Raw genomic sequence first — 16,661 nt, 5'->3', positions numbered from 1 at the left:
AATCGACTGCAATCATGAACGACCTGTCATCTACCCTGGTCGACCATGCTGCAGTAGGGTACGGTGTCGCCAGACCAGCGGCAATCGAGGAAAAGACGGTGTCCGAACCGGTGCGCGCCCCTGCCGACAGCCAGACGACTGCGAAAAATATCCCCGTGAAAATCACAGATGTGGCGGCCGCGGCGGGGGTCGCCCCGATGACCGTCTCCCGCGTGATCAACACCCCCGACCGAGTCTCGCCGGAAACCACCGCCCGCGTCCGCGAAGCAATCGATCGCCTGGGCTACGTCCCCAATCTTATCGCTGGCGGTTTGTCGTCACGCAAATCCCGTACGGTCGCGGCCATCGTCCCCACCATCGCGCATCCAATGTTCGCCAGCGTCGTGCAATCGTTCTCCGACGCCATGCGCCACGCCGGCTATCAGGTCATGCTGTCGATTTGCGGCTACGACGACACCGACGACGAGGCCCTGTTCCGCGCTGTTCTGGGGCGTCGCCCCGACGCGTTGCTGATCACCGGATCGGGCTACAGCCCCGCTGCCTGGCAGATGCTGATCGAAGCGCGCATTCCGGTGGTCGAGATCTGGGACGTCTCCAACCGTCCGATCGACATGCTGATCGGCTTCGACCACGCCCAGGTGGGCGCTGATGTTGCGACATTCATGCTGAACAAAGGCCACGATCGTTTCGCCGTGTTGACGGCACGCGACTCCCGCGCGATGGCACGTGCGCGCGGATTTACCGAGACGGTAAGCAAGTCTGGCGCCTCCTTGGTGCTCGACCAGGACATGCCGGCGCCGAGTACCATTGGCGCCGGGCGCGCCGGCCTCCGGGCTCTCCTGCCGTTTCTCGATCAGCGCTGCGCGGTATTCTGCAGTTCAGACCTTTTGGCCTTCGGTGTGGTCACTGAGTCCCGCGTGCAGGGCATACCCATCCCGCAACGTATCGGTGTCTGCGGTTTCGGCAATTTCGAGCTCAGCGCCATGAGCGAGCCACCGATCACGACGGTCAACCTCGAAGGCGCCGGCACGGGTCGGACCGCCGCCGCTTTCCTTTTGCGTCGCTTGGCCGGAGAGGGACCCCGTGATGGCGACAGGGTGCATGTTGCTTTCCGCATCGTGGACCGCGCCAGTGTCTGACGACACAACACATTTTGATAACACAACATCCTCGCGAAAGTACCTCTCTGGCGCAGTTCTTGCTCGCCACTCCACTTCTACCGATCGATTCGATACTGCGGACTTGTAAGCATGAAAAGACGTCAGTTCTTCGGCCGTGCAGCGGCAATTGCGCTTGCGGGTGGCATAGGCCGCCCATCGATTGTGCGAGCGGCCTCCGCCACGACACTAAAGTTTGTGCCTTAATCCGACCTCGCTCTGCTCGATCCGCTCGTCAGTGCATTCGTTACTCGCAACCACGTCATGATGATATTCGACACGCTGTTCGCGCTCGATAGCGATGGCAATGCGCAGCACCAGATGCTGGCCGGCCACGCCGTCGAGCCCGATCAAAAGGTCTGGACACTGACTCTGCGTGACGGCCTGCTGTTCCACGACAGAACCCCGGTGCTTGGCCGCGACGTCGTCGCCAGCCTGCGTCGATGGGGCGCGAAAGATGCGTTCGGACAAGCGCTGATGGCGGCGACCGACGACCTCTCCGCACCAACCGACAAGCAGGTCGTTTTCCGCCTGAACCGTCCTTTTCCACTGCTGCCCCGGGCGCTGGCGAAGCCGACGAATCTGATGGCGGTGATCTTGCCTGAGCGGCTGGCGGCCACTCCCTCCGGCACCCTACTGACCGAGATGGTAGGCAGCGGCCCGTTTCGCTTCCTGCCGGATGAGCGTGTCTCCGGCGCCCGCAATGTGTACGCAAATTCGAAAAATATCGCCCGCGCGAAGGTGTCGCCAGCTTCTGTGCCGGCCCCCGGATTGCGAATTTCGATCGCGTCCAGTGGCTAACGACGCCTGATCCTTCAACCCAGGCCGCCGCCCTACGCGCTGGCGAGGTTGACTGGGTCGAGCAACCGGTGATGGATCTGGTTCCGTCGCTCAAGTCCGATCGTAACCTGCGGGTTGAAGTCATGGAAACCACCGGCCTGGTGGGGGTGCTGCGCTTCAATCATCTCTATCCGCCATTCGACAACCCGGCGATCCGCCGGGCCGCATTGCACGCGGTGAACCAGAAGGAATTCATGACCGCCGTCGCCGGCGAGGCGGATCCAGGCGTGATCAACGACCATGTCGGCTTCTTCGCCCCCAGCTCGGTCTACGCGTCCAACGCCGGAATGGACAACTTCAGTTCCAACCCCGATTTCGCCGCCCTGCGCAAAGCGGTGAAAGCAGCCGGCTACAACGGTGAGAAAGTGGTTTTCCTGGGAGCGGCTGACGTGCCGCGGATCACCGCAATCTGCCAGGTCGGCGCCGATGTGCTAAGCAAGATCGGTCTGAACGTCGACTACGTCTCAACTGACTGGGGCACGGTTGTGCAGCGGACGACACGACGCCAACCGATCGCCGATGGCGGCTGGAGCATTTTTGGCTCCATGTGGGGCGGCCTGGACCTGGATAACCCGGCTGGCAACGCACTGTTGCGCGGAAACGGCAACAACGCTTGGTTCGGCTGGCCTACATTGCCGAAGCTGGAAGCGCTGCGCGATCAGTGGCTACAAACCACCGATGCATCTGCGCAAAAGTCCCTGGCGGCCGACATCCAGCGCCAGGCGTTTCAAGACGCGCCGGCGATGCCGCTGGGCCTTTAGAGTCTGTCCGGAAAGTTTAGGCCGGATTGCTTAGCTTTCTCAGCATCAGTCGGATCGAAGCAAGTTTGATGAAGGTGAGGGCGTTACGGCTCAGGTTCTCGAAATCCTTGGCCAGGCGTCGGCATCGGTTGAGCCAAGCAAGGGTCCGTTCCACGACCCAGCGTCTGGGTAAAATCTCGAAGCTGCTGGCAGTATCGGAGCGTTTGACGATTTCCACCGAGAGCCGTGGCAGCAGCTTGGCCAGTTGCTGGCGGAATTGCGGGCCCTGGTAGCCGGCATCAGCGAACAGCTTCTTCAGGAACGGGAACAGCCCGAACAATGTCGCCAACACCAGCACGCCGCCATCGCGATCCTGGAGGTCGGCCGGGTGAACCACGGCGTGCATCAACAAGCCCTCGGTATCGACCAGGATATGTCGCTTCTTGCCACTGACTTTCTTCCCCGCATCATACCCCTTGGGATCGATGCAGGCCCCCCTTTTTCGGCGCTCTTGACGCTCTGGCTGTCGATCATGCAGGCGGTCGGACTGGCCTGGCGGTCCACCAAGGCGCGGCATCTTTGGTAGAGTTCGTAGTGGATTTTTCCCAACGTCCCATCGTAGTCCCAGCGTTGCATGTAGTCATACAGCGTGCTTCGCGGCGGCAGGTCCTTGGGGATGTAACGCCACGGACAACCGGTGCTGAGGACATACATGATGCCATTCAACACTTCCCGCACATCAACCTCCCGCCGCCGCCCGCCGCGCTTGGCCGGCGGGATCATCGGTTTCACCTGCGCCCATTCTTCGTCGGTCAGGTCACACGGGTAACGCAGCTTGTCCCGCTCGTAGCGATGACGGTTCTCGGTCGTCCACATCAGCCACCTCGCGAATCGAACCCGCCGATCGAATCACAGAAGATTCAATGAATTCAACCCCCCCTGGCTAACCGACTCTAAAGACTCAAAAAGCTTCCGGACGGACACTTACTATCAGCCCGTTGCATATCGTAACAACTTGGCCGACATGATGAAGGGCCTGATTCTGTTCACCAACGTCAGGCGAGTCTAACACGGCTCGGTATCAACTTCATGGGCGGCTTGTGACCGCCCGATACCCACCCGCTCGCGCCAGCGACTTGAGACGCTTACCGCCTTCGCCCAGAATGATCTCACGTCTCAGGAGCGAAGCATGATCAGCGTCGAGGAAGCCCGCGCCCGCATATTGAATGCATTGCGCGCAGAACCTGCCGAGATCGTCGCCCTTGCCAACGCCTGGAACCGTGTCACCGCCGAGCATGTGACCGCGCGCCTGACGCAACCTCCCGCAGACGTCTCGGCGATGGACGGTTATGCGCTGCGCGCCATGGATGGCGTCATCGACGCCGATCTGCGCGTGATCGGCGCCGCGCCGGCTGGTCATCCTTTCGACGGGCAGGTTGGCCCAGGCGAAGCCATCCGCCTATTCACTGGCAGCGTTATCCCGACCGGCGCGGACGCCATCCTGCTTCAAGAAGACGCTACCCGCCAAGGCGATCGTGTCCGTGTTAACCATTCAGCGGTCGCCGGCCGGCACATCCGTCGCGCCGGGCAAGACTTCGCCGCCGGAGATGTCGTGATCCGGTCTGGGCGACGACTGACGGCGCGCGATATCGGCTTGGCCGCCGCCGCCAATTACCCATGGCTGTCAGTACACCGCCGCCCCCGCGTCGCCATCCTGGCCACCGGCGACGAGATAGCTATGCCTGGCGAGCCAATTCCACCCGGTGGTATCGTAAGCTCCAACTCTCATGCGCTCGCCGCCTTGGTCCAAGCTGCCGGCGGTGAGGCCGTAATCCTGCCGGTCGCGCGAGACCAGGAGGCCGCGATAGGTGCCGTCGCCGACACGGTCGTCGGCATGGACATGTTGGTCACCACGGGCGGAGCCTCGGTGGGCGACCACGACCTGGTTATCGCGGCGCTGCAGGCTCGAGGGATGACGCTTGATTTCTGGCAAATTGCCATGCGTCCTGGCAAACCGCTCCTGTTCGGCCAACTCGGCGTCACCCCTGTTCTCGGTCTGCCAGGTAACCCGGTTTCCGCCTTGGTCTGCGCGATCTTGTTCCTGCTGCCGGCGCTGGCCCGATTGTCCGGTTTGTCTGACGCATCACCACCGGTTTCCTCGGCATTCCTCGGCACGCCAGTAAAGCAGAATGATCGGCGCGCGGACCATCTACGGGCAACGTTGCGAATCGATGAAAACGGCCGTTTCGTCGTTACCCCCTTCCCGGTGCAGGATTCGGCGATGCTTCGACGGCTGGCGAATGCCGACGCGCTTGTCTTGCGTGCCCCAAACGACCCCGCCCTGCCGGAAGGCGCAGAGGTCCGCATAATCCGACTCGATTCGCTCGGTTTGTGAGGCTATAGCTTCAAGAAACCCCGCTTAGATACTGGGATGTGCAAAATTATCCACAGTTTCGCTTGACGACAGCAATGGAACCAACATAGAACGGCTTCCAGGGTTGCCGGTTTGTTCCGGCGGTTACGCAAGGAAGTCCGCAATGTTGACGCGCAAGCAATACGAACTGCTGGTCTACATCGATCGCCATCTGAAGCAGACCGGTTTTTCTCCAAGTTTCGAAGAGATGAAGGACGCTCTGAAGCTCAAGTCGAAATCGGGCATCCACCGGCTGATCTCGGCGTTGGAGGAACGGGGATATCTCGCCCGTCGGCATCATCGTGCTCGTGCCCTGGACGTGCTGCGTCTGCCGGACAACATGCTGTCACGCGAAACCCCGGCGTCCTCGCCCACGGAAAGCGATATGCCGCCCGCCTTTAAGCCAAATGTCATCCGAGGCGATTTCACCCAGCGTCTCTCTGGGGTTCGCACCGCGAACGATGCAGGTGCGATCCAGTTGCCGATGCACGGCCGCATCGCCGCCGGCCTGCCGATCGAGGCACTCCGCGATACCACCAGTTACATCGAGGTACCGCTTGCCCTCCTTGGCCCAGGCGAACATTACGGTCTCGAGGTTGCAGGCGACTCTATGGTTGAGGCCGGGATCCTGGACGGCGACACCGTCATCATTCGCAAGGGTGATACCGCCGAAAACGGGCAAATCGTCGTGGCACTTGTCGACGACAATGAGGTCACGCTGAAACGACTGCGCCGCCGCGGCAATTCAATCGCGCTCGAGCCATGCAATGTCAGGCACGAGACCCGCATCTTTCCCGCTGACCAGGTCAAGGTGCAGGGCCGGATCGTCGCGCTGATGCGGACATATTAAAGCCCAATGTTTAGCTCGACAGTGCCCCAGATTTTCGCGGCCGCGGGCCCGCAAAGTCTGGGCGACCTGCCAAGTCTTGATCACCGTGCGGCTGAAGCTCGTCACGACACTTCTAATCGAGGCTTTGCCAGCGGTTGATCCTGCTGCCATCCCGTCACCCCAGCACCATAAGCGCATCCACCGCCGTAATCCGAGCTCCCGCGCAAATAACCGGGTTCACATCCAGTTCCACAATCGAATCGCGATGATCCGCCGCTAGACGGGATACATCGCTGATGACCTGGGCCAACCGCTTCATATCCACCGCAGGCATGCCTCGAAAACCTTCCAGCAACTTCACGCCCTTGAGTTGCTGCAGCAGATTAGCGGCCTCAAACGGTGTTACCGGAGCCGGCGACAAAGCGGTGTCTCGCAGCACCTCGACCAGAATGCCGCCGAGCCCGACAACGATCATCGGTCCGAATAAAGCATCGTTACGAGCCCCCACAACGATCTCGATCCCCTGCGGCACCAAGGGCTGCACCAGCACCCCGTGGATCAGCGGCGGTGGCGAGACCTTTGCCGCGTTCGCCATCACTGCCGCATAACCCTCCCGCACCTCGTCAGAATCGCGCAGGTTCAGCCGGATCACCCCCGCCTCGGTTTTGTGCAGCAGGTCCGGAGACTCGACCTTCAGCACCACCGGATAACCGAGCGCCGCCGCCGCGTTCACTGCGTCTTCAATCGATGTCGCTAGCCGCTCGCCGACGACGGGCACACCATAAAACCCCAAGACCACCTTCGCCTCGCGCTCCGTAAGGGTCCGCCCATCAGCAGCCGCAAGCAATTCCCTGGCCCGAACCAGCGTTTCAGCCGACGTTGAGGCGACAGTTTGGGCACCAGCCATGCGCTTATCGGCACGCCATTGCCAAGCGGCCAATGCGGCGAAACACGCGCTCATCGACCGGAACAGCGCAACCTTGTTGCACTGATTGGCCTCCACGACGCCCGGTCCATCCTGCCATTCCGTCTGCCACGCAACGCAGGCCATCTTGCCGTGCTGCTCGGCCAACGCGCTGTAGGTCTGCGGCCGTTTCGCCGACGGCGCATAGCCATAGGTCAAAGGCGAAACCAGAACGCCGTATTGCGGGTCGCTCAGCAGAGCGTTCGCGCAAACGCCAAGCGATTCCGGGTCGGCCAGGATTTGCGCGGTGACGTCGCAGGGGTTGCGTGATGACCCAAACTCAGGGATGCGTGACTCCAGAATCGCCCGCACGTCGGCACACGGTTGCGGCAGCGGCACGCCGTGCTGCTCAGCGCGATCAGCCGCCATGATCGCGGCCCCGCCCGAGGCTGCGACGATCGCCGCGCCCGATGCTGTCGGCGCCGGCGCCTTGGCAAAGAACGCAGCCGTTTCCATCAACGCCTCGAAGTCGTCCACCACGACCGCGCCCGCGCGCTTGAAGACGGCTCGATAGGACGCATTCGAACCAGCCAGTGATCCGGTATGCGACATGGCGGCCTGCGCACCTTGCTCGCCGGTCGCCATCTTGAATATCACCAACGGCTTGTCGGCCGCCCACGCATTGTCCGCCGCGAGCAACAGCCGGTCCGGCGTCGCCATGCCCTCGAACACGCAGGCGATCGATCCGCAGGCCGGATCGGTCGCCAGGTAGTTGACGAAGTCCGCCATATCCACGTCACAAGAATTGCCTGACGTCATGACATGGCTGACCGAGAGCCCTCGCACCACGCCTTGCGCGAGTGCCATGCCCAACGCCCCCGACTGGCTGATGATCCCGACCGCGTTCCGTTCGGGCTTCGGGATAGGCGTGATGTCCATGAACGTTACTCGACTGTCCAAAAGGGCATTCACCACGCCGATGCAGTTTGGTCCGACAATCCGCAAGCCGGTCTCCTGCGCGATCGCCGCCAAACGTTCTTGCTGGACGATCCGGTCGTCCTTTCCGGTCTCGGAGTAACCCGAGGCAAAGATGATGGCACCCCCAACTCCGGCCTTGGCGCAGTCCAGCACGATTTCCTCGACAGCTTCCCGTGCCGCGGTAATCACCGCGCAATCCGGCACCTCAGGCAGGTCGCGAACATTCGGATAGCAGGCGCGCGCGCCGATCGTGTTGTAGCGCGCGTTTACCGGATAGGCCCTACCGCTATAGTGGTCCATGTTGGCAAGCACCTGCTTGCCAAATGAACCAGGTCTCGTCGAGGCACCGATGACCGCAATGCTAGCCGGATGCAACAGCCGAGTGAGTTGTTCGCGGCGGTAAACGCCGGTGCGTCTGATTGGCATGTTGTCGCCTGATTGACGTTCCCGATCAGCCCAGCATACTCATGGGTAACGGCTCGGCAAGCCGCGCGATAGCGGCAAACTCGCAGTGCCGGCCGTTTCCGGCAAGCGCCACGCCGCGCAGCCCAGGAGCCATAAACCTTTTAAAGAGGAAAGATCAGGATGGCGTCACTATTCGACCTTACCGGCAAAGTCGCCATGGTCACCGGATCTACCAAAGGAATAGGCCTCGCCATCGCCACTCGTATGGCAGAACATGGCGCGACCGTCGTTGTCTCAAGCCGGAAGCCAGACGCGTGCGAGGCCGTCGCCGCTAAAATTCGCGACAATGGCGGCAAGGCGGTTGTCATCCCCTGCCACATCGCCCGCAAGGAGGAACTGCGGAATCTTGTCGATCAAACACTGTCACGCTGCGGCGGGATCGACATACTTGTGCAGAACGCCGGGGTGAACCCCTATCTCGGGCCGGCCGCTGGCATGCCCGATGACGCTTATGAACGGGTGATGGGCTCCAACGTACGCAGCAACTGGTGGCTTGCAAACATGGCGCTCCCGCACATCGCGAAACGCGGCGGCGGTTCGGTGATCATCATCTCCTCCATCGGCGGTCTGCGCGGTTCCGCCCAGCTCGGCACCTACGCGATCTCCAAGGCAGCCGATATGCAGTTGGCACGAAACATCGCAGTGGAATGGGGGCCGATGAACATCCGTGCCAATGCCATCGCACCGGGTCTGGTGCGAACGGATTTTGCCAGGGCGTTATGGGAAAATCCGACGCTATATCGCAAGCGCACCAAGGATACCCCTCTGCAGCGCATCGGCGAACCGGACGAAATCGCAGGCGCGGCCGTCTTCCTCGCATCCGCCGCGGGAAGCTTCACCACCGGACAGACAATCGTTATCGACGGCGGAACGACCGCCGGATCGGTCGTATCGCACGACGATTGATCCAGCCTCGGCCGCAACGCCAACCACAGCCAAAACGTCGGCCCGCTACCTCAGAGCGATCGCACCATCCGTTTGGTGCGGATGCCACCGGACCGATTGAGCCGTGATCAGCGAGGACCAGATGACTGCACTCTTCGACCAAGCGGATTTCCGCCTCCCTCCCGGCGTCGCACACGTCTGCGCAGGGCGGCGAGACCGCCGCCCTACGTACGCATGATGCAGCGTTGCTACGCTACGTCGAAGATAAGAGCAGCGGCCCGTCCGGCCGTGCCAACCAGGAAAGACAGGTCGAGGGCGCCCGCGCCGGCATGGCCCGTCTTTGGGGCGTATTGCCCGGGGATATCGGCTTCGTCAGCAACGTTGCCGAAGGCGTAAGCATCGTCGCCGAAAGCATCGATTGGCGTGAAGGCGATTCCGTCGCCATCGATGCGCACGAATACCCGTCCGTCGTCGCACCGATAGCTCTGCGCCGCCAACCGTCGATACGGCTGCGTCAGGCGCAGGGCAACGACCAGGGTCGTTTGGCATCGTGCGTAGACGCCAGCACCCGCATCATCGCGACTAGCTACATCTCTTACCTGACCGGCGAGCGCGTGGACCTAACCGCCTTGCGTGCCTTGGCTGATAAGGTCGGAGCGCTGCTGTTGGTCGATTTCACGCTGGCCTCCGGCTACCTGCCGATCGATGCGTCGATCGCCGACTTCGCCTTCTCCGCTTGTTACAAATGGATGCTCGGTATCACCGGCGTCGCCGTCGCTTATTGGAACCGCGAGCGGCAACCGGACTGGTCTCCGGCTACGGCCGGCTGGCATTCTCTTGCCCCCGGATCCAGCAGCTATGACAAGCCCTTGATGCTGCAGCCCGACGCAATGAGGTTCACCCGAGGCAACCCCGCTCACTGCTCGATCTACGTCCTGAACAGCGCGCTGAGCTATCTATCTCAATACGATATGCGTGACGTTCAGCGCCATGTACAAACCCTCACCGCAGCCCTTCTCGCTCAACTGGCGACGTCCAAGATCTCACTGATGACGCCAAGCGATCCGGCACGGCACGGCGCCAGCGTTTGCATTGCCTCGCCGCGCGCGCACCGCGGGATGATCGGAGCGCCGGAAGGTTTCGGCGCCCCGCACTAACTAAAGGTTAGCCTGGAAATCTACGTAATCCCGCACCTTCTTGTAAATTTGCAAACGATTGCGTTGACTGTCGGCGATAATGATCTCGTCAGTCTTCGGATTGAAGTCGACTGCCGTCGGAAAGCACAGCCGCCACTGCGGTTCCAAATTTCTGACCCGCCGCAATGCTTTCATCATATCCGGATTGGCATCGATACTCTGCTGCCCCCACTTGGACATCTGCTGCGCGTCACCCATCAGATTGGTCAGCGGCCGCCCTCGAGAGTCAAAAATACTGATCCGATGGTTGCCCCAGTCGGCAATGTAGATATCGCCATCGCTGTCGACCGCCACATCCGTTGGATGATTGAGCACTCCAGCCTTGGGATACGCGGCCGGCGGCGTGGTCGAAATATGCGGGCCGAGGTAGGTCACGGCAAACGCATCAGGTGCCGCGGGAACGGTGCCGTATTCACCGATCTTCATCAGGAACGTACCATCCGGCGAGAACTTCTGGATACGATGATTCTTCCAGTCCGCGACGTAGGTGTTGCCATCGGTATCCAGCGTGATCCCCCAGGGCCGGTTGAATTCGCCGTCACCGCTACCGCCTTTGCCAAATTTCGAGAGAAACTTCCCCTCGCCGGTAAAAACTTGCAGCCGGTTGTTGCCGCTATCCACGACGATGACATTGCCGTTCTGGTCGCACGCCAAGCCAGCCGGACGCAGCAACTCCCCATCGCCACTGCCAGTCGTGCCCCATGACCTGACGAAGGTCCCGTTGCCATGAAAAACCGAGATCGTATTCGTCCACTCGTCTGACACGTATACATTGTTCTGGCTATCGACCGCGACCCCGAACGGCCAACGGGACTTTCCCTCACCTTCGCCCCAGGTAAAGAATTCCGCCAGCAACTCCTCTTCCCCAGGAGCACCAAGCTTCACCCGATTGACGCGCTGGCCGAAGTTATTTTCATTCCCGCGATTGGCAACGAAAATATCCCCGTCGTTCCCCAGGCACATCGTCTGCGGATAATTGAACCCTGTGCCCGTAGCCGCGGCACGCCCCACCGCATAACTCCAGTCATAGGTTCTTCCATTTGAAACCGTCGTAAGCGGCATCGCTTCCTCCCATCTGGCCCATTTAGCTTTCAGTTCGCCCGCAACGGCGAGCCTACGTCCCGGAACGCCAAAGCGCGATCAGGCTGCCCGCTCGCTGGCGCGCTAGTGCAGGAAGTTCGGTTGCTCATACGTGCCGTTAACGATAGGAACCGGATCGATATGCAGCCACTTGTCCAGGATCGTCGAGTAGATGGCCCGGAAATCCATGCTCGGATTCAGGTCGCCCTGCACCAAATGCTCAGCCGCCAGCGACGGATATTCGCCGTAGTGGCCACCTTTAACCCGATCGCCAAGCACGAATGTCGCCCCGGCGGCTCCATGATCGGTACCAGATCCGTTGTCACGCACGCGGCGTCCAAACTCCGAGAACATTAGCACGATCACATTCTCCGCCGCATCATGCTGGCGCAGATCGGCCATGAACGCGTCCAAACCTTCGGAAACATCTGCCCACAGTTTGGCGTGCAACGGATTCTGCCCGGCATGGCTGTCGAAGCTGCCATGATCGCAGTAGAATATCCGCGTCCCCAGGTCGGCCAGGTGCACCTGTGCAATCCCGCGCAATTTGCTCGCGATAGACGTATTTGGATATTTCACATCCGATTTGTAAAGCGACGGCGCGACCTTCAAAATGTCAGCCCCCTTCAGAGAATCCAGCCCCGTGGTCCCGAGGTAATCCATCGCTCCGCTGCCCTCGATCGGCTGATACATGCGGGAAAAACGCTCCAGCACTTGCTGCCGCTGCGTCGGCTCCTGGATATTCGGCAGGAAGCCATAACGTTCCAACGCGCCCGCGACGCACGCCACCGGCACCCCTGGAACCGCTAGCGCACGGAACAGGCACGGCCCAAAACTGACCGCCGTGACAACGTTTTCTTTCTTTGGATCGAATTCCCGAATCACCCGGCCAAGCCACCCTTCGGTTCCCACCTTTTCGGCCTCACAGGTGTGCCAGATGTCCATCGACCGAAAGTGCGAGCGAGGCGAATCGAGATAGCCCACACCATGCATAATAGCCAGTTTGTTGTCGTCCCAGATTTTTTTCAGCGGAGCCAGGTACGGCGGGAACCCATACTCATTGTCGAATGCCAGGATCTGGCCTTCCGGTATCCCAACCGCTTTGCGGTTATCCTGATAAAGCGGGTTGTTATACGGAATCACTGTATTTAGATAATCGTTCCCGCCGGTGAGCTGCAGCACCACCACAACCGGGTCTTTCTGCCCCATCGCCATCACATCGTTCTCCCTCAAGCAAATTGAAATTCCCGTGTCGCCACGATCAACTGCATCATTTCCGTGGCACGCTTGGCTGCGGTCTGAGCGTTCTGGTCGCTGTCCCATTTCAACTGACCCCATTGCTTGGCTTGTTCGGTCAGTTCCGTGCGGGTGCTGCTGTTGACTTCGACCGGCCCCAGCAAATCGAGACATCCGGCCACCAACTGGTCCGGCGAAAGCGCGCCGCGCGCTTTCAGGCGATCAATGATGGCGCGCACCCCCGGCAGCGACAGATTACCCATCTGCTCAGCCACGAAGTTGATCCGCGCCATCAACGAGCCACTGTTGATCCACTCGGGACCCGTGTGCCAGCCTTCGACCGATGGCGGATTGAGCAAATCCTGACCCATATAGGACGGCTGCATCGAAAGCTCGCCATAGCCCGGCATCGGCACCTCGTGCCCACCCACCAGACGCAAGGTGCCAACGACCACTTCGGCCGGCGACTTCAGATGCTTGTTGCGAGCATTCTTGAAAAAGTCGGAGTTGAACAACATCCGCAGCACCGGGACGATCTCGTAGTTTGACTCCCGAAACGTCTTGGCCATCGCATCCAGGGCTGCGGGATCACGCGGTGGTTCAAACGACCAGGCCGGAACCTGCGGCTCGTCTGCAACGAAGAAATTATACAGATGCCGGCATACGAAACGCGCGCATGCCAGTTGCTGGACCACGATATCGATAATGTCCTCGCCGTTCAGATGACCGCGGTGACCCAGGAATTCCTTGATCCCATCGTCATGATCCTCTGGCCTGTACTCAAACTTCCACGGGAACCTGCCATACGGCAGTCGTGGAATCTTGGTCTCGAACGTCCAGCCGGTAAACGCGCGCGAGGCTTCGCGAACATCCTTCTCAGTATAGTTTCCCGCTCCGAGACTAAACAGTTCCAGCAGTTCGCGCCCCCAGTTTTCATTCACTGCCGTGCCGTGATTCTGATTGTTGTCCAGCCAAAATATCATCGTCGGATTGCGCGCCATCTTCAGCAGGAGATCGCGATAGTTCCCCATGCCGTTGGCGCGGAAAATCTCGATCTGCTCCAGCAACTGATCATAGTTGTCCACTTTGGAATTGCCGGTGGCAAATACATGATGCCAGAACAGCGCCATCTTTTCCTGCAGGGGCCGCTGCGTAGTCACCAGGTAATACATATAATTCACGTTGCCCATAGGCGGCTGGCCGCCTGGCAAAAGAGCGGCCGGCTGATAGCGCAGCAGGTCGTAAGGGTCCACCGGCGGCTGGCTTTCGGGATCTAGCAGCTCCTCGACGGTCGCCTCATAGCCTTTGGCCGCCCGCACTTCCAACTCATCGCGCGAGGCGCCAAAGCCGGCGCGACGCATCAGGTGCGCCATCAAAGCGATATCGTTTGCCATGCTCGGATCTCCCTTGACACTCATGATCCATCAATGATTTCGCTGGTTTTAGCCAAGCTAAGCGCGAGTCGAGGGCTGCCGAAGAAGACATAGATCGAGCCGGATTTAGTCGGCGCCAAGAAACATGCGTTTCCAAAGCAGCACATCGACGTTTCCTGTGTCAGAACAAATGTCGAAGCTGGCTGACGGTGTGCCAGGAAACGCCCTCCGTCAAGTCCGTTGGATCGAGCCAAAACACTGGGAATACTTGAACCGCTGTCTCCCCATTTGGACATCGTCGGGATCATGCAAATTTACACGAAATGTTGAACCTGAACTGAGATAAAGCCACTCAGTCCTGCAAACCACGTCAGACCGGTTGCAACAGAAACCAATTGCACAGACCGCCGAACCTTGCCCACATTTAGCGAAAGGCTAAACTCACGCCAGCGACACGATAGGGAAAATCCGCCATGACCCGCAGCCTCACCATCTCCGGCGTCGCTTTGGAAGTCGATGAAAGAGGGCAGGGGCGTCCGCTCCTCTTCCTGCATCCGGGCGAGGGGTTGCAACCGAACCGCCGCTGGCTCGATCTGCTGGCGCAGTATCACCGCGTGATCGCTCCGCATCATCCAGGCTTCGCTGGATCGATGCTGCCCGACTGGATGGGGACCGTCGAAGACTTGGCCTACATGTATCTCGATCTCGCAGCCCAACTGAATCTGCAAGATGCCGTCCTGGCTGGAAATTGCTTCGGCGGGTGGGTCGCCGCTGAGATGGCGGTTCGCAACACCAACCGCTTTGCTGGCCTCTTGCTCGCCGCTCCCCTCGGAATCAAGGTCGGCGGCGTGCTTGACCGTGACATCACCGACATGCACGCCATACCCCGCGCCGAATTCATGCGCCTGGCCTGGGCCAACCCCGCCAGCGGCGAGATCGACACCACCAGGCTGCCCGACACCGAACTGGCCGGCATCGCCCGCGGCCGCGAAGCGCTCGTCGTATTCGGCTGGAAACCCTACATGCACAACCCGCGTCTGAAGCGCTGGCTGCACCGCATCGATATCCCCACCCACCTGATCTGGGGTGAGCAGGATGGCATCGTCTCCCTGGCATACGGCGAGGCCTGGAAGGCGGAAATCCCGGCCTCCACCATGGAAACGATCCCCAACGCTGGTCATTTCCCGCACTGGGAGCAGCCCGAAGGTTTCGCCGCCCGCGTCGGCGCCTTCACCGCTCGGCTTTAAGGACAATCGTTATGCGCACCTGGTATTTCTCCGAAATGGCATATCACCCGGCGTGGCAGAAAGGCCTTGCCCGCGGCTCGCTGCGGGTCAATTTCCCCAGCGAAAATCTGGACCCGGCCGAAGCCGGCAGGCTGCTGAACCGCTACCTTGACGAATTCGCCCTCTGCGACGACGTCGGCCTCGACATCATGGTGAACGAACACCACAGCACCGCAACCTGTATGACAGTTTCGGTTCCGATGGCGCTCTCGGTCATTGCGCGCGAAACCAAAAACGCACGCCTGCTCAGCCTTGGCAACCCGATCGCGAACCGACCGGACCCGGTGCGGGTCGCCGAAGAAATGGCCTGGCTCGACTGTCTGTCCGGCGGCCGGATCGAGATGGGCTTGGTCAAAGGCGCGCCGTACGAGATCGCACCGGCCAACTCCAATCCCGGACGACTGATGCGCCGCTACTGGGAAGCGCACGACCTGATCGTCAAGGCACTGTCCACGACCACCGGTCCGTTCTCCTGGGAAGGCGAGTTCTACCAATATCGCGCCGTCAACATCTGGCCGCGCCCAATCCAGCAGCCGACCCCTCCGATCTGGATGACCGGCATGAGCGTCGACACCGGCATCGCCGCCGCCGAACGCGGCCACGTCGTCGGCACGCTACTCTCCGGCGGCCTCGCCAAGCCAATGTACGAAGCCTACCGCAAGCGCGCCCGCGAGCTGGGATGGCAGGCCGGTCCCGACCGCATGGCCTACGCCGCGATCGTCGGCGTGGGCGCCACCCGAGAGGAAGGACTGCGCCGCGCCGACATCATCGCCGACTATGTGCGCACCGCCCCGGTCGTGGCGGAGCCGTTCACCAATCCACCCGGCTACAACTCGATCGGCGCCAATGTCGCGATGCTGAGGGCCGGCCCGCGCGCCCATCGGATGGTGACCGACCGCAACGGCGTCCCGATCGATCACCGCAAGGCGACGGTCGAACAGTTCATGGACACCGAAACGGTGTTCGCCGGCACCCCCGACGACGTGTTCAACCAGTTGAAGGCCTTCAACCAGCGCATGGGCGGCGTCGGGCATCTGCTGTTCTTCGGCCAGGGCGGCGAACTGACGCATCAGGATGCGAAGTCGAACATCGCTCTGTTCGGAAAAGAAGTTGCGCCGCGCCTGAGGGAACTCGGCGCGCCTGAGGGAACTCGGCGCGCCGCAACAAGCCGCCGCGGCAGAATAGGCCTGGCGGGTCGATCATTCGAAACAATCGAGACACAGACCAGTAACACAGACCGACTACATCACCCCGCATCGTAAAATAAGCAGGAGGTTTG

At 60.9% G+C, this 16,661-nt stretch carries 13 protein-coding genes and 1 pseudogene; 9 read left to right on the top strand and 5 right to left on the bottom strand.

Annotated features, from left to right (window positions below):
* Window positions 1-14 precede the first annotated feature (14 nt).
* From ACQY4T_RS17800 to ACQY4T_RS17790, 3 genes are all read left to right on the top strand, one after another.
* Entirely contained in the window at window positions 15-1,139 is a 1,125-nt protein-coding gene (locus ACQY4T_RS17800) for a LacI family DNA-binding transcriptional regulator (RefSeq protein WP_428533430.1), read from the top strand.
* Window positions 1,140-1,421: 282 nt separating this feature from the next.
* On the top strand, window positions 1,422-1,958 hold the full coding sequence (locus ACQY4T_RS17795) for an ABC transporter substrate-binding protein (RefSeq protein WP_428533427.1): 537 nt from the start codon (window positions 1,422-1,424) through the stop codon (window positions 1,956-1,958).
* Entirely contained in the window at window positions 1,928-2,758 is an 831-nt protein-coding gene (locus ACQY4T_RS17790) for an ABC transporter substrate-binding protein (RefSeq protein ID WP_428542959.1), read from the top strand. Before ACQY4T_RS17795 ends, ACQY4T_RS17790 begins: the two co-directional genes overlap by 31 nt.
* 16 nt (window positions 2,759-2,774) lie before the next feature.
* Here the strand turns inward: ACQY4T_RS17790 and ACQY4T_RS17785 are convergent.
* Window positions 2,775-3,520 (bottom strand): annotated as a pseudogene (locus ACQY4T_RS17785) (IS5 family transposase).
* Between the two features lie 406 nt (window positions 3,521-3,926).
* Between ACQY4T_RS17785 and ACQY4T_RS17780 the strand changes: the two are divergent.
* Window positions 3,927-5,132 (top strand): molybdopterin molybdotransferase MoeA, encoded by a 1,206-nt coding sequence (locus ACQY4T_RS17780; protein ID WP_428533424.1) that lies wholly within the window; start codon window positions 3,927-3,929, stop codon window positions 5,130-5,132.
* 142 nt (window positions 5,133-5,274) lie between these two features.
* Entirely contained in the window at window positions 5,275-6,000 is a 726-nt protein-coding gene (lexA, locus tag ACQY4T_RS17775; RefSeq protein ID WP_428533421.1) for a transcriptional repressor LexA, read from the top strand.
* A 154-nt stretch (window positions 6,001-6,154) separates the two neighbouring features.
* Here the strand turns inward: lexA and ACQY4T_RS17770 are convergent, their stop codons facing one another.
* Window positions 6,155-8,287, bottom strand: a complete 2,133-nt coding sequence (locus ACQY4T_RS17770) for an acetate--CoA ligase family protein (RefSeq protein WP_428533418.1) — start codon at window positions 8,285-8,287, stop codon at window positions 6,155-6,157.
* 159 nt (window positions 8,288-8,446) lie between these two features.
* Here ACQY4T_RS17770 and ACQY4T_RS17765 point away from each other — a divergent pair, with 159 nt between their 5' ends.
* Window positions 8,447-9,232, top strand: coding sequence for an SDR family NAD(P)-dependent oxidoreductase (locus ACQY4T_RS17765; protein WP_428533415.1), 786 nt, complete (start codon window positions 8,447-8,449; stop codon window positions 9,230-9,232).
* A gap of 224 nt (window positions 9,233-9,456) precedes the next feature.
* Window positions 9,457-10,368 (top strand): aminotransferase class V-fold PLP-dependent enzyme, encoded by a 912-nt coding sequence (locus ACQY4T_RS17760; protein ID WP_428533412.1) that lies wholly within the window; start codon window positions 9,457-9,459, stop codon window positions 10,366-10,368.
* On the opposite strand, the gene ACQY4T_RS17755 is transcribed toward ACQY4T_RS17760, so the two are convergent.
* The 3 genes from ACQY4T_RS17755 to ACQY4T_RS17745 form a co-directional block, all read right to left on the bottom strand.
* Window positions 10,369-11,469 carry an NHL repeat-containing protein gene (locus ACQY4T_RS17755; RefSeq protein ID WP_428533409.1) on the bottom strand — a complete coding sequence of 367 codons (1,101 nt, stop codon included), beginning with the start codon at window positions 11,467-11,469 and terminating at the stop codon, window positions 10,369-10,371. It abuts the gene before it with no gap.
* A gap of 102 nt (window positions 11,470-11,571) precedes the next feature.
* The gene (locus ACQY4T_RS17750; protein WP_428533406.1) at window positions 11,572-12,702 is read right to left on the bottom strand and encodes a DUF1501 domain-containing protein; all 1,131 of its coding nucleotides are present in this window, start codon (window positions 12,700-12,702) and stop codon (window positions 11,572-11,574) included.
* 14 nt (window positions 12,703-12,716) lie between these two features.
* Complete coding sequence (locus ACQY4T_RS17745; RefSeq protein WP_428533403.1) at window positions 12,717-14,117, bottom strand: DUF1800 domain-containing protein; 1,401 nt, start codon at window positions 14,115-14,117, stop codon at window positions 12,717-12,719.
* A 452-nt stretch (window positions 14,118-14,569) separates the two neighbouring features.
* Between ACQY4T_RS17745 and ACQY4T_RS17740 the strand changes: the two genes are divergently transcribed.
* Both ACQY4T_RS17740 and ACQY4T_RS17735 read left to right on the top strand, forming a co-directional pair.
* The gene (locus ACQY4T_RS17740) at window positions 14,570-15,343 is read left to right on the top strand and encodes an alpha/beta fold hydrolase (RefSeq protein WP_428533400.1); all 774 of its coding nucleotides are present in this window, start codon (window positions 14,570-14,572) and stop codon (window positions 15,341-15,343) included.
* Between the two features lie 11 nt (window positions 15,344-15,354).
* Window positions 15,355-16,644, top strand: coding sequence for an LLM class flavin-dependent oxidoreductase (locus ACQY4T_RS17735; protein ID WP_428533397.1), 1,290 nt, complete (start codon window positions 15,355-15,357; stop codon window positions 16,642-16,644).
* The last annotated feature ends 17 nt before the right edge of the window (window positions 16,645-16,661 follow it).

The organism is Rhodopila sp., assembly GCF_965277825.1.
GTDB lineage: Bacteria > Pseudomonadota > Alphaproteobacteria > Acetobacterales > Acetobacteraceae > Rhodopila.
Note: the sequence above shows the minus strand (reverse complement) of the source record. Positions and strands in the feature narration are given on the sequence as shown.